11 protein-coding genes are annotated in these 13,683 nt (G+C 43.4%); 6 read left to right on the top strand and 5 right to left on the bottom strand.

Annotation, left to right across the window (positions count from 1 at the left end; all coding sequences use genetic code 11):
- Positions 1-78: 78 nt before the first annotated feature.
- Positions 79-2,382, top strand: coding sequence for an FdhF/YdeP family oxidoreductase (locus ABZA00_RS01935; protein ID WP_372880455.1), 2,304 nt, complete (start codon positions 79-81; stop codon positions 2,380-2,382).
- 131 nt (positions 2,383-2,513) lie between these two features.
- A complete protein-coding gene (locus tag ABZA00_RS01930; protein WP_372880454.1) occupies positions 2,514-2,933 on the top strand; it encodes an isoprenylcysteine carboxylmethyltransferase family protein in 420 nt (139 codons plus the stop codon).
- Positions 2,934-3,027: 94 nt separating this feature from the next.
- On the opposite strand, the gene ABZA00_RS01925 is transcribed toward ABZA00_RS01930, so the two are convergent.
- On the bottom strand, positions 3,028-3,891 hold the full coding sequence (locus ABZA00_RS01925; protein WP_372880453.1) for an alpha/beta hydrolase: 864 nt from the start codon (positions 3,889-3,891) through the stop codon (positions 3,028-3,030).
- A gap of 484 nt (positions 3,892-4,375) precedes the next feature.
- On the opposite strand from ABZA00_RS01925, the gene ABZA00_RS01920 reads away from it, so the two are divergent.
- Together ABZA00_RS01920 and ABZA00_RS01915 are read left to right on the top strand one after the other, a co-directional pair.
- Positions 4,376-4,600, top strand: a complete 225-nt coding sequence (locus ABZA00_RS01920) for a GGDEF domain-containing protein (RefSeq protein WP_372880469.1) — start codon at positions 4,376-4,378, stop codon at positions 4,598-4,600.
- 703 nt (positions 4,601-5,303) lie between these two features.
- The gene (locus tag ABZA00_RS01915; RefSeq protein WP_372880452.1) at positions 5,304-7,955 is read left to right on the top strand and encodes a cation-translocating P-type ATPase; all 2,652 of its coding nucleotides are present in this window, start codon (positions 5,304-5,306) and stop codon (positions 7,953-7,955) included.
- Positions 7,956-8,114: 159 nt separating this feature from the next.
- On the opposite strand, the gene ABZA00_RS01910 is transcribed toward ABZA00_RS01915, so the two are convergent.
- Entirely contained in the window at positions 8,115-8,966 is an 852-nt protein-coding gene (locus ABZA00_RS01910; protein WP_372880451.1) for a tetratricopeptide repeat protein, read from the bottom strand.
- Positions 8,967-9,196: 230 nt separating this feature from the next.
- Between ABZA00_RS01910 and dapA the strand changes: the two genes are divergently transcribed.
- Both dapA and bamC read left to right on the top strand, forming a co-directional pair.
- Positions 9,197-10,078 carry a 4-hydroxy-tetrahydrodipicolinate synthase gene (dapA, locus tag ABZA00_RS01905; RefSeq protein WP_372880450.1) on the top strand — a complete coding sequence of 294 codons (882 nt, stop codon included), beginning with the start codon at positions 9,197-9,199 and terminating at the stop codon, positions 10,076-10,078.
- Entirely contained in the window at positions 10,075-11,196 is a 1,122-nt protein-coding gene (gene bamC, locus ABZA00_RS01900; protein ID WP_372880449.1) for an outer membrane protein assembly factor BamC, read from the top strand. The genes dapA and bamC overlap by 4 nt, the downstream gene beginning before the upstream one ends.
- A 36-nt stretch (positions 11,197-11,232) precedes the next feature.
- On the opposite strand, the gene ABZA00_RS01895 is transcribed toward bamC, so the two are convergent.
- From ABZA00_RS01895 to yidA, 3 genes are all read right to left on the bottom strand, one after another.
- Positions 11,233-11,415 carry a DUF2897 family protein gene (locus ABZA00_RS01895; RefSeq protein ID WP_372880448.1) on the bottom strand — a complete coding sequence of 61 codons (183 nt, stop codon included), beginning with the start codon at positions 11,413-11,415 and terminating at the stop codon, positions 11,233-11,235.
- A gap of 99 nt (positions 11,416-11,514) precedes the next feature.
- Entirely contained in the window at positions 11,515-12,618 is a 1,104-nt protein-coding gene (locus tag ABZA00_RS01890) for a phosphoribosylaminoimidazolesuccinocarboxamide synthase (RefSeq protein ID WP_372880447.1), read from the bottom strand.
- Positions 12,619-12,800: 182 nt separating this feature from the next.
- The gene (yidA, locus tag ABZA00_RS01885; protein ID WP_372880446.1) at positions 12,801-13,607 is read right to left on the bottom strand and encodes a sugar-phosphatase; all 807 of its coding nucleotides are present in this window, start codon (positions 13,605-13,607) and stop codon (positions 12,801-12,803) included.
- Between the last annotated feature and the right edge of the window lie 76 nt (positions 13,608-13,683).

The raw sequence follows: 13,683 nt of genomic DNA, 5'->3' as shown, positions 1-13,683 counted from the left end.
AGTATATCGATGTACCTCATCGCTACAAAAAACAGTATCAATATCAATAATAAGCACAAAGCATATAGGTAGGTTTTCATGAGTGTTAAAAAATATACGGCGGCAGCTGGTGGATGGGGTTCTCTTGCAAGCACTGCGAAACATTTGCTGCATAGCGAAAATTTAGCGAAAAACGTTAGGAACCTGCTCAAAACCAATCAGGATCACGGCTTTGATTGTCCCGGGTGTGCCTGGGGTGAAGAAGATAAAAATGAGCGTTTTCGTTTTTGTGAAAATGGTGCAAAAGCGGTTAACTGGGAGGCGACTTCGCGTCGATTAACACCTGAGTTTTTCGCAGACTATTCCGTGGCTGCGCTGCGTAAGCAAAGTGATTATTACCTTGAAGATCAGGGACGCCTTTCAGAACCGATGGTTTATAACGCGGAAACGGATAAATATCAGGTGATCAGCTGGGATAAAGCCTTTGCATTAATTGCACAACATTTAAATGCCTTAGAGAACCCCAACCAAGCTGAGTTTTACACTTCGGGACGCGCCAGTAATGAGGCGGCTTTTTTATACCAATTATTTGTCAGAAAATTTGGTACAAACAATTTTCCGGATTGCTCAAATATGTGTCATGAAGCCAGTGGTTATGCTCTGGGCCAGGCGCTCGGTGTTGGTAAAGGCACCGTAACGATGGAAGATTTTGAACATACGGATGCCATTTTCATTTTTGGTCAAAACCCCGGCACCAACCATCCGCGTATGTTACATACTTTAAATCATGCGACACAACGTGGCGCAAGTATTGTCAGCTTCAATACCTTAAAAGAGCGTGGTTTACAACGTTTTGCTAATCCACAATCAGCAGCACATATGGTACTGGGGGGAGCAACAAAATTATCAAGTCAATATTTCACGCCCAATTTAGGTGGTGATATGGCAGCTGTTCGCGGTATGGTTAAAATCTTACTGGATCGCCATGAACAAGCATTATTAAATAATGAACAAGTGTTTGATGTTGATTTTATTGCCGAGCATACCAGTGGTTCAGATAGTTATTTAGTACAGGTAAAACAAACGCCCTGGGATTTGATTGTTCAGCAATCCGGTTTATCTAAAGAACAAATCAGAACGGCTGCAGATATTTATCAGAAAGCAAAAAGGGTTATTATTACCTGGGCAATGGGAGTGACCCAGCATAAGCACTCAGTAGCAACGATTCACGAATTAACTAATCTGCAGCTACTGTTTGCTAATGTGGGTAAACAGGGCGCAGGTTTGTGTCCGGTACGTGGACACTCTAATGTGCAGGGTGATCGCACCATGGGGATAAATGAAAAACCGAATAAAGTGCTGTTGGAAAGTATCGAAAAAACCTTTAACTTTAGACCTTCTGCACAAATAGGGCACAATGCCGTACAGGCAGTAGAAGCGATGCTTCGCGGTGACAGTAAAGTCTTTATTGGTTTAGGCGGGAATTTTGTTGCGGCGATGCCGGACACCGAAATTACACGTCAGGCGATGAGTCAATGTGATTTAACCGTAAATATTGCGACAAAATTAAACCGCACTCATTTATATCCGGGCAAGTCAGCATTAATTCTACCTTGTTTAGGCCGTACTGATATTGATCTTCAAGCGGGAAAATCACAAAAAATAACCGTAGAAGATTCATTCTCTATGGTGCACGCGTCTCAGGGCGTTGTAGAAAGTGATACGCGACAAATGCGCTCAGAGCCAGCGATTGTTGCGGGTATGGCGCAAGCAACATTGGGTAATACTCCCGTTAACTGGCTTGATCTTATTAATGATTATGATCTGATTCGTGATCTTATCAGCGCAACGATTCCGGGATTTACTGATATGAATAAGCGTTTAGCATCACCCGGCGGGTTTTATTTGGGTAATGCTGCTGCACAGCGTCGTTGGAATAGCAGTGATAATAAAGCGCAATTCCATAGTTTCCCTCTACCCGAAGCAATTGTCCCTGAATCGCAACGCGCGTTAACAAAAAATCGTATCTTTGTTTTGCAGACACTAAGATCTCATGATCAATACAACACCACGATTTACGGTTTTAGCGACAGATACCGCGGGTTAAGTGGCGATCGTAATATTGTTATGCTTAACGACGAAGATATCAGTGCGTTAGGGCTAAGCTGCGGTGATAAAGTCGATATTGAAGCCTTATGGGGAGATGATGTGATCCGAAAAGTCACTAACTTTACGGTGATAGGTTACGACATTCCCTGCGGTAATGCAGCGGCTTATTACCCGGAAACAAACCCGTTAGTAGCGTTAGGTAACTACGGTGACTTTACCTTTACACCTAATTCAAAATCAATTGCTATTGTTATCAGCGCTGCAGAAAACCCTGAACAACAACGCATTATTTAATCTGTTTTGGGAAAGTTAAAAACGCTGTAATAGCCAGGTCGTTATTTCTGATTTATTCAAAAAAAGCTAAAATAACACACTTGACTGGCTATAGTATTGTTTGCGTTTTTAGAAGAAAATAGGGGGATGTTATGGTTTATGTGATCGCGCAATTTATACTGCTGGTGGTGATTGCCTGGCCGTTGGCAACTTTAAAGGTTTCCATTGTCGGTTTATTATTCATTCTGCTTTCCGGTTTTATAGCTTTGTCTGCATTAATGGCTAACCGCCCAGGTAATTTTAATGTTCGTCCGCATCCCAAAGAAACGGGGATATTGATTGTTCACGGACCTTATAAATATATTCGCCATCCTATGTACAGCTCCCTCTTCTTTGGCGGTTTAGGTATTCTTTTTTGCCAGTTTAGTTATTGGAAATTAGGTGGGTGGTTATTGCTGATTGTTGTGCTGGTTTTAAAAGCGCGTGTTGAAGAAAAAGCTTTATGCGCGCACTATCCGGGGTACCGAACATATCAAAAAAGCAATAAAGCATTCATACCTTGGATCTGGTAGCCTGAATCAGGGTAATTGTATCCGATAAAGCGGATATTAATCACTTTGCTTATGTAACAGGGTGAAGAGAATTGTTTAATAATGTAGGAAGGGGTTAAATATTAAACCCGGATACTCGTAGAAAGTGAATAAGTTTCTCACAATGTTGTTCTATTTTATCAACGGAATCATGGTTCGCATTTTCTATTTCCAGCAAGCTTAAATGTGGTTCAGGACAGTTTGCTATGATTGCTCTGGCGTCTTCGATGGGGATGGTTGTATCCTCTTTGCCATGAACGATCAGTATCGGGCAGTTTATTTTACAAACCGTGCTTAGCGGCGCAAATGTAGCAAAGCGATGTCCTATTACCCACTCCACATAACGCATGACCAGTTGTCTGACTAATGCTGGTACATAAAACCTTTTTAAATAACGCTGCATCATCCATTCAGGATGTGCAAATGCTGAAATACTGATAACCGCCGCAATATCCTGACGTTTAGATGCTTCGAATAATACCGCGCCGGCACCAACAGAATGCCCTGACAAGGCAATCTTTTTAGCGCGGTCGGGATGGTGCTGCTTTAACCAATCGATAACATTTCCCAGGTCTTCTGCAAAACGGGGTAATGATGAAAAAGTGTCCGGATCACTGCTACCATGGCTTCTGGCATCGAAAAGAACAATATTAATACCCGCTTTATAAAAGAGTGCTGCAAGGGGCAGCATCATTTCCGCATTACTGCCCCAGCCATGCAGGATAATAAGCGTTTCATTGGAATCAGATACTGGAAGCAACCAGGCAAATAATTGTTTGCCTGCATTGATCGGAATATGAAGCTGATGATAGTTAACACCAAGAAGATCTTTGGGGTTGCCTGTTTCTTTGTTGATAGGGGCACGAAAACCCAGGTGGATAGCTATAAAAAATAAGCCAACAATGATTATTGCCAATACTGAAAAGATAAAATAGTACATGTAATCGAAGCTACTGCACTTGAACTAACAATGTTAACGTCCGTTTTTTCAACTTCTTGCCTTAAGATACTGTCTTGCTAGATTCTGACTATAGTGAAGCTATTATCAAAATTCATTTTCTGTATGATTTCTTCTAATTTATTTATATTTTCTTTGCCGATACGACTCATATCCAGAACATATTTTTTTCCTGATCAGAAATTTCAATATTATCGGTACCTAACACCACGCTTATGTTTATCCAGAATATGCTCATAAACCGGCGTCCTCATAAGGATCAGACTTTCTATATCGAATGGTTCTGACTCATAGACAGCAAATGATCAAATAAGGTCTACACCTTCCTCTTCAATATTAATCAAACTGACAGTTTTCATGAATTTTTTCTCTTATTTATGGTTTACGCTATACCGAATACATAACTTATCACGCGTGCAAACGATTACGAAGCAGGATAAGAAAAGAGTGGTTAAATTCTTAAGTCATTCTAACAGAAATTAAAAATAGAAAAGCCTATGGTGAAAAAATTGAAGAATTAGTCTACCTGGATAAAAGGTATGGGACTATTTTTTCCATCGCTATTTTTGACGCTGATAATTTTAAAAAGATAAATGATACTTATGGGCATCGCTTTGGAGATGTTGTACTTAAAGATATAGCTAACGCTTTAAAATCTAGTACTAGAGTGGTGATATGCTTTTTAGAATAGGTGGTGAGGAGTTTATTGTTAGACTTCAGGCAGAGAGTAAAATAGTTGTAGAAAAAATTAGAAAACAAGTTGATTAATTCTGCAAGCAACATGAGCACTTCGTGCTCAAGACCTTATACCCCCGAGCTAAAGCAGCGGAGTTTTATGGTCTAATCTGATAAAAATATTTGTGTTGAAGACAGTATTAACCTAACACTGAGTATAGGGATTACAGAAATTAGTGGTGATGACTGTAAAGATGCAATTTTTAAAAAAATCGATAAACTTTTGTATATTTGCAAAAAAAAAGGGGGGGGGGAAATAGAGTCACTGCAGATTAAGATAGTAAGTCTGTTTCAGAGCTTAGATTAGATGTAGCGCTTATATCTTTCCTTTACTCTTAGCCATTTTCTAACTAAGCTTTTTATTCAATTCAACGACATGAAAAACATTGAATATGCTCCCTTACAGCTATTTTTTGCCCATTTTTCAGGTTTTACTATTTTATTTTGTGCGTGGCTTTAATGATCACTTTCAAGCTGATTTTCCATTTTCCATAAAATTTTCTACGCAAAACAGCAAACCTAACATCATTGTTCAGTTCGCCGTGCTTATCTCGGCTGACCAGCAACGCCGCCAGATGTTACGAAGCAGAGAACATCCCGAGATCGTCTTTGGCTGCAAAGCTCCCGGCGGCATCAGCGAAATAGCTGGTTAGCAGCTCATGTCCGCGACTGAACAATTTGCACCCCAAACGGGAGAGGAAGTCACCCGTAAACTAGGTGTCGATCTGGAAAAAGGCTTGTCAGCCTCTGCTGCTGCCGAGCGCCTTGAAGAGCAGGGGCCGAACAAACTGCAAGAGGCTCACCAGCGCTCCCTGTGGCGTGTGCTACTCGATCAGGTCCGTAATATTGTCATATTGATTCTAGTGGTGGCGATGCTGGTGGCTATTGTAAGCGGACAATGGCCAGAAGCTATCGCGGTGGCAGCGGTGATTATCATTAATACGGGCATTAGCTTCGTCAGTGAATGGAATGCGATGCAGTCGATGCAGGCTCTGTATCGGATGAGCGAAAGTAAAGTCAAGATCCGGCGGGACGGCGTCGCTTTAGATGTCAACAGCGAAGAGCTGGTGGCTGGCGACATCGTTCTGCTCTCCCGTGGAAATCTGGTGGCTGCGGATCTGCGAATCCTCGAAGCCGAAAACCTGCAGGTTAACGAAGCTGCGCTCACCGGTGAGTCGGTACCCGTAAGCAAGACGGTCAAACCGGTCGCGGCGGATGCGCCTCTCGCCGAGCAATCGGGACTGCTTTTCAAGGGAACATCGGTGACGGAAGGGTGCGGCATCGCCGTCGTCGTGGCCACCGGGATGGACACCGAACTGGGCAGTATTTCACGCATGGTTCAGGACGCTGCGGCAATGAAGGCTCCCTTGCAGAAACGTCTTGATCGGCTCGGTGGTCGTCTTGGCTGGGTTGCCCTCAGCTGCGGCTTGGCGGTGACGGCAGCGGGGTTGTTGATGGGCAGGCCCCTGCAGCAAATGATCGAGACCGGTATCGCTCTCGGGGTTGCGGCGGTGCCGGAGGGGTTGCCTATTGTGGCCACCATCGCGCTTGCCCGGGGTATGTGGGTGATGGCGCAACGCAATGCACTGATCCGCCGTTTGAGCGCGGTGGAAACGCTCGGCGCGACGCGTATCATTTTCACCGACAAGACTGGCACACTCACTGATAACAAGATGGTGCTCCGTACTCTGGATACCGATGCCGGCAGCGTTGAGATAGCGGATGACGTCAAGCCGTCCGGATCGCAGGAGGCGCTCTTGCTGCGCCTTTTGGAAATAGGCGTGCTGTGTAACAATGCGACGCTCGAGGGGGCCGACAATGAAGACGTCCAGGGCGATCCCATGGAAGTCGCTCTGCTTGAGGCCGGCAAGCGCTATGGAATATTGCGCGCCGAAAAACTGCAGATGCAACCCGAGCAGAGGGAGGTACCTTTTGATCCTAGCGTGATGATGATGGCGACTTATCACTTAAGCCGCGACGGATGTGAGGTGATGGTTAAAGGTGCACCGGGAGCCGTGCTCGAATCCTGTTCGAGGATCGCAGAATCCGACGGAAATACCCGGGAATTAAACAATCAGGATCGAAAATACTGGCAGGCACGCTGTGATGAATTGGCGGGTGAGGGCCTGCGCATCCTGGCTTTTGCCGACAAACAGGTCGATAACAAGGACATCGAGCCCTATCAAGAACTTCGCTTTATTGGTCTTGTCGGCCTGCTCGATCCGCCGCGCCCGGATGTTCGCAACGCTATCGATGAATGCGAGCGCGCCGGGATCCGTGTGGTTATGGTAACCGGCGATCAGCCGCGCACCGCCGAGGCCATCGCCCGCAAGACCGGACTCGGGGAGCCTGAAGAAGAACTCGCGGTTATGCACGGCAAAGATTTGAAAAATCTTAACCAGCTTGACCACGAGGATCGTAAGCAAATCCATGCAACGGACGTGTTCGCCCGGGTCAGCCCCGAGCAAAAACTCAACCTTATTCAGCTCTACCAGAATGCCGGCGAAACTGTGGCCATGACCGGCGATGGAGTGAACGATGCCCCCGCGTTGAAGAAGGCCGACATCGGTATCGCAATGGGACAGCGCGGCACCGACGCCGCACGTCAAGTCGCCGACATGGTGCTGCGCGATGATGCATTTTCCTCGATCGTCGCCGCCGTGCGGCAGGGGCGCGTCATCTTTGGCAACATTCGTAAAGCGGTGATCTTTATGCTCTGTACAAATGCCGCCGAGGTGCTGGCTGTTGCTGTGACTGCAGTTTCCGGCGCGCCGCTTCCGCTGCTGCCGCTGCAGATTTTATTCTTAAATGTGGTCACAGATGTCTTTCCGGCGCTCGCACTGGGCGTCAATAAAGGCAACCCCTGCGTTATGCACCACCCTCCGCGTGATCCCGGCGAAGCAGTGCTGACGGCTAAGCAATGGAAGGCCATTGCCGGCTGGAGCATCCTCATCGCCGCCTGTGTACTCGCCGCACTGGCTACGGGATTGCAGGGGTTTCAGGTTCCACAAAATACTGCGGTAACCATGTCCTTTCTCACACTGGGATTTGCCAAGCTTTGGTTTGTGTTTAACCTCCGAGAGCCGGATTCCCGACTCCTATCCAATGATATCGTGCGTAACCCCTGGATCTGGGCGTCGCTCGCCCTCTGTACGAGCCTGCTGTTTATCGCAGTGCATCTGCCCGGTCTCTCCGATGTGCTACAAACAACGCCGCTGACGGCGGCTCAATGGGGAGCCGTCCTCGGCATCAGCCTTATCCCATTTTTCGTAGGTCAGAGCATAGTCAAGATCTCAATTTATTTTCACTAAATGTAATTTGAATGGGTATAAGTGCGGTAATTTTGAAGCAGAGTGATTCAGGTGGTGGGTAATTAAGCTGCCGTGATGCTCCCTTCTTAGGGATAATCAGAAAACGCCCTATATGAGAAAGAGGGCGTGGCTTTAATTAATTGCTTCGGTTGGTTTCGTTTAATATAACAAACTATATAATTTTCGACGGTATTCACTGACTAAAGCAGGATCATCTATGCTCTCCAGTATCTCAAGAAAGGTCTTTTTAGGGGCGCCGTCGTCGTAGTTTAAATCGCTCACTAAAATATTGTATAGCAAAGCGAGTGCTTCTTTATTACGGTTAGCCATTTTATATTGCAGCGCCAGTTGATATTCAATCGGTTGTTTCTCAGAAGCCGTTTCAAGTTGTTTTTCTAATGCAGTAATTTCAGGGGTTTGTGCTGACTGTTGGGCTATCTGCATTTGCGAAACTAAGCTGTGATAAATCATATTTTGCTCTGCCGGGGGGATGTTATCTAAAATAGGCTGTGCATTCTCGTGCTCACCCATTGCCAGATAAACCTGTGCCAGGCCTAATTTAATTGCAAAATCCTCCGGCTCTATTTTGGCGGCTGCAATAATTTTCTCCTTTGCTTCCGGCAATTTCCCCTGGGCGAATAAAGTTTGCCCCTGCTGCAGAAGAGCTGCGCTTTGATCCGGTGTATGCTTTTTAATAAAAGCGCTAATAAATTCTGCACTCTGTTCTCCGGCAAAGCCATCTACACCCTGACCATTTATAAACATAAAGACACTGGGTATGCTTTGTACGCCAAAGTGAGAAACAATCTGCTGCTCTACATCGCAATTGATACGGGCCAGCGTAAAGGCTTGTTTATTTTCCGCATGCAGCTTGTCAAGTAAAGGTAGTAAGGTATGGCACACTGCATTTTGCTGGGACCAGAAAACTACTAATACAGGTTTTTCTTTAGAACCTTCAATAATTATTTCCTGGAAATTAGAGACGCTAATATCGTGACTGTTAGTATACATTTTATCCTCAAAGGTTAGCTGTTGTTCATATAACCAAGCTAAATCAATATGATTTGAATGTGCATATTGAGGTCGTTCGGGTATTTTCAGCCTAGATTATCGTTTAAAAAGAGGAACGCAAGCATCAATGCCGAATTTTTGATCTAAGAAGTTCAATCTATTAGCTTTATTGCTTGTTTTTAAGAGCATGCAAAAGTAACATTAGTGCATCAATAAATAGGAGTTTTAAGATGTTAACAGGTAGTATTGTCGCTCTCGTGACACCAATGGATAAAACCGGCGAAGTAGATTTCCCCGCATTAAAAGAACTTGTAGAATTTCATATAAAATCCGGAACTTCTGCTATCGTTGCCGTTGGTACTACGGGGGAGTCTGCAACATTGAATGTTGATACTCACGCGAAAGTTGTAATGAAAACGCTGGAGTTCGCCGCCGGTCGTATCCCAATTATTGCGGGCAATGGTGCAAATTCCACTTCAGAAGCTATTTTACTAAGTAAACTTTTTGCCAATAGCGGTATCGTTGCCGGTCTTAATGTTACTCCTTATTACAATAAACCAACTCAGGAAGGCTTATTTCAACATTTTAAAGCTATTGCTGAGTCATGCGATTTGCCGCAAATTTTATACAACGTACCTGGTCGCACAGCGGTTGATTTGTTGCCGGAAACCGTTGCACGTCTATCTAAAATAAAAAATATTATCGGCATTAAAGAAGCGACAGGTGACTTGAAGCGTCTTGCTGAAATTAAAGCCTTAGTTGATGATGATTTTGTCCTGTATAGCGGTGATGATGCAACCGGTTGTGATTTTATGCTGCAGGGCGGACATGGCGTTATTTCGGTGACCACCAATATTGCCGCTGCTGAAATGGCTAAAATGTGTGAATATGCGCTGGTCGGTAATGCAGATATGGCAAAAGAGATAGACAACCAATTAGCACCCGTGCATGAAAACCTGTTTATCGAATCGAACCCTATTCCTGTAAAATGGGCCTGTGCAGAACTTGGTCTGATCCCGACTGCTGACTGTCGTTTACCGTTAACGATTTTAGAAGAAAAACATCAGCCGATTGTCCGCGATGCCCTCATTAAAGCTAAATTAATCTTATGATTAAATTATTTAAATCAAGCAGAATAACTGCATCTGTTGTTGTCGCTTTATCGTTAACTGCCTGCACGCGTTTTGATACGCGCATGCAGGCTAACGAGCCTTTTGATTATGATGGTTATACGCAGCATGAAAAATATAAGCAGGATGGTTTCACTAATGATGAAGCCCGTAATGTTTATGATATTCCCGCATTGACTGAGCAGCAGAAAAAACTAGGTTTAAAATTTGCCGATGTTGATGTTCGTCCTCCCGCACAACTAATTCCTCTGATCGATGGGGTGGTGCTGGAAGCAAATAATAGCGGTAAAACCACCGTATTATTTAATGCTTTTAACCAGTCTGAAAACATGAAAGTGAAAGTATGGCAAATTTTAGAGTCATATATCGCAGCCAATAATATTGATGTTGTCGCAAAAGATAGCAACCGCTCTCAGATTAAAACCGGTATTTTCAGTGAAAAATCATCCTATGGTCTTCTTTTTCGTAATGATGTCGAAAAAGAGTCCAGTTATCGTTTTACTCTTAACCAGGCGCGCGATGGTTTAAGTGTTGCGTTGACCGTTGATGCGTTAAATTATTCTGAAAAGAATGACGGTAAAGTTTTAAAAGTGAATTTAACCGGACGCAGTAAAAAAAGTATTGAATTGCGTCTTGTCAATGATTTGTTAAAACACGCTTACGATCTAAAAGAAGCCACTGATTTACGACAAGCCGGTCTGAAGCCATTGCCAATCAAACTTGGCTATGATGATAATAATCAAATGGCCTGGATTGTTGATGCGGCGTTTATAAATACCTGGGTGAAATTACCCGATTTATTAAAATTGTTAAGATTCGAGTTGGTCGATTCGGATAAAAACTTAGGTTATTTCTTAGTTAAATTCAAAGCACCGAATGATGATTACTGGCAGGACAATAACCTTAATCCGTTCAAGCTGAATAATGCAGAATATTTTATTCAGTTGGGTGAACTGGACAGCGGCAGCACTTCAATTAGCTGGTTAGATGCACAGAAAAATCCTTTAGCGGATAAAAAGGTATCGGAAATTTATTTCAGTATTACCCCGAAAATTCGCGATGTTCTATTGTTAAATGAGGCACAAAGTAAATCTTTGTAGTGTCGTAGAAAATTAAACAGAAAAAAAACCAATCGATTATTCATCGTTTGGTTTTTTTTTCTGTTTTTCTTCCTGTATTGCTTTCTCTTTCTTTTTTTGGATCGCGTCTAATATTTCTTTGGGTACCTTCATTTTTGCGGTGTGTTTTAACAGCATTAAGTTACTGACTATTACGCCTAATACCAATGCGATAAGTAATGTCACTGCCCAGCCGTTCATTTAAATTCCTTTACAAAACTTACGGATAATAAAGTATAAAAAAAAGCAGGAATAATTTCCTGCTTTTGGATCTTACGTATCTTAAAGAATAGCAATTCTTTAATCGATCAAACCATATTGCTGGTCAAGAATTTCAATGATCTCAGCTTTAGGATTATCTGAAAGAGTAATTTTACGACCGATAATTTTTTCAGCAATGCCGACATAGGTCTGTGAAATTTTCATCAGTACTTCAGCCGGAAGGGCATTGTTTTCTGCCAAAGCTGTTCTTTCTGCCATACGATCTTTATTTAACAGAATATCCGGATCCGGGAAGTGGTTTAATAGTAACTGGCGGAAATCTTCTTTAGAGTTTTCGACAATCTTGCCTTTTTTATATTCAGCGGCATCCCAAATACGTGATGAGTCAGGTGTACCCACTTCGTCCATATAAATCAGTTTTTCATTGCCTGCTTTATCATTGACATAACCAAATTCAAATTTAGTATCAACGAAAATCTGATCGATTTTGGCTAATGCATCACTGATAACATCAAAGCCTTCTTTTAATAATTTTTCGTACAGATTAATATCATCTTCTTTGCTGAAGTTAAATGCGGCAAAGTTATCTTCGATGTTTTGACGGGTAATATTAACATCATCAACTGCAGGTACGCCGGGAATGCCCTCAAGAATACCTTTGGTAGAAGGGGTGATCAGCAACTCAGGCAGCTTCTGGTCTCTTTTAAGCCCGTTCGGAATTTCAATTCCGCAGAACTCACGCTCACCCTTTTCATAAGAGCGCCACATTGAACCGGTAATGTACTGGCGGCAGATTGCTTCAATCATTACCGGGCGTGCTTTTTGTACAATCCATACCAACGGGTGCGGAATATCCAGGATATGGCTGTCGGCTAAACCCTGCTCCTTGAACAGTTTGAACCAGTGGTTTGAAATAGCATTCAGGGCAGCACCTTTCCCGGGTACCCCGTTCATTCCGCCTTCCCCATGCCAGATGCAATCAAAAGCTGAAATGCGATCACTGATAACCATAATGGCAAGTGGGGCATCGGCAGCTACATCATAACCTTTTTCCGCGATTAAACGCTTACTGTCAGCTTCTGTTAACCAGTAAACTGAGCGAACTTTACCACTGTGGACCGGTTGATCTGATCTGATTGGAAGATCATTATTAACAGCTAATACTTTGTTGGCAAGATTCATAAAAAACTTTTTCCTATATACGAAATGAGATGAAACAAGGGGGCCTTGTCCCGTGATCTTAGGGGCATCATAATAACAGAATAGATTTGCCCGTGCATTCTTAAAATAGTGGGCAAAAAGCACAAATTAATTGTGCTTTTTGAGTCTTTCCGCAGGGTTATAACCCTTGTGGTGAATATTTATCAGGCTAATATAAATTTTTCGAACACATGTGCGACGCCATCTTCATCGTTACTTAAGGTAATGTAATCGGCCACCGCTTTGACATCATCGGTGGCATTAGACATGGCGATGCCAAGTCCCGCATAGCGAATCATTTCCAGATCGTTACCGGCATCACCGACGCAAATAACCTGCTCATTGCTCAGTCCAAGGTGCGCCGCAAGGGCGGCAACGCCATTTGCTTTGCCGCTTTTTTTGCTCATAAATTCATAAAAGAAGGGGGCACTTTGAGCCATATGATATTTGTCCTGCAGAGAGTCGGGCAGCTGATTAATCGCAGCCGTGAGGATTTCAGCTTCATCAATCATCATCACCTTAATCATCTCTTCTTCAGGATCAAGTTGGGTAAAATCGCAGATATTAATTTCTATACCGTTTATATTTGCTTCATGCTCAGTATATTTGCTGATTTTCGGGGTAATTAACCCGGTTTTAGCAGAATAAGCATGGGTATTAACACCTAACTGATTAGATAAGTGGTATAACTCTATTGCATCCTGCCCTTTTAAAAACTCACTGCGGATAACAGCTTTAGAGGCTGCATTCAGTATCAATGATGCGTTGCAGGTTAATACATAATCTTCTTCAGTGGTTAAACCAAGTGTTTGTAATGCCGGCAGCATACCTTCAAAGGGACGTCCTGAAGCGAGCACCACCTTAACGCCTCGTTCCTTCGCACTTTTAATCGCTTCGCGCACGTTACTGGTGATCTCTTTTTGGCTATTAAGTAGGGTGCCATCCATATCTAAAACAACAAGTTTATACATCACAAAGGTTCCAAAAATTTTACAGGATCTGTCTTATTCGCAATTAAAGAAAACAGATTATACAATATATTGCAGG

It is taken from the genome of Psychromonas sp. (assembly GCF_041586535.1).
Classification (GTDB): Bacteria; Pseudomonadota; Gammaproteobacteria; order Enterobacterales; family Psychromonadaceae; genus Psychromonas.
The sequence above is the reverse complement of the archived record's forward strand: the minus strand, read 5'-3'. Positions and strand labels throughout refer to the sequence as shown.

Bases quoted from the DNA above. Each gene is read 5' to 3' on its own strand.
- ABZA00_RS01935 (WP_372880455.1), top strand. From the start codon at position 79: ATGAGTGTTAAAAAATATACGGCGGCAGCTGGTGGATGGGGTTCTCTT.
- ABZA00_RS01930 (WP_372880454.1), top strand. From the start codon at position 2,514: ATGGTTTATGTGATCGCGCAATTTATACTGCTGGTGGTGATTGCCTGG.
- ABZA00_RS01925 (WP_372880453.1), bottom strand. From the start codon at position 3,891: ATGTACTATTTTATCTTTTCAGTATTGGCAATAATCATTGTTGGCTTA.
- ABZA00_RS01915 (WP_372880452.1), top strand. From the start codon at position 5,304: ATGTCCGCGACTGAACAATTTGCACCCCAAACGGGAGAGGAAGTCACC.
- ABZA00_RS01910 (WP_372880451.1), bottom strand. From the start codon at position 8,966: ATGTATACTAACAGTCACGATATTAGCGTCTCTAATTTCCAGGAAATA.
- dapA (WP_372880450.1), top strand. From the start codon at position 9,197: ATGTTAACAGGTAGTATTGTCGCTCTCGTGACACCAATGGATAAAACC.
- bamC (WP_372880449.1), top strand. From the start codon at position 10,075: ATGATTAAATTATTTAAATCAAGCAGAATAACTGCATCTGTTGTTGTC.
- ABZA00_RS01895 (WP_372880448.1), bottom strand. From the start codon at position 11,415: ATGAACGGCTGGGCAGTGACATTACTTATCGCATTGGTATTAGGCGTA.
- ABZA00_RS01890 (WP_372880447.1), bottom strand. From the start codon at position 12,618: ATGAATCTTGCCAACAAAGTATTAGCTGTTAATAATGATCTTCCAATC.
- yidA (WP_372880446.1), bottom strand. From the start codon at position 13,607: ATGTATAAACTTGTTGTTTTAGATATGGATGGCACCCTACTTAATAGC.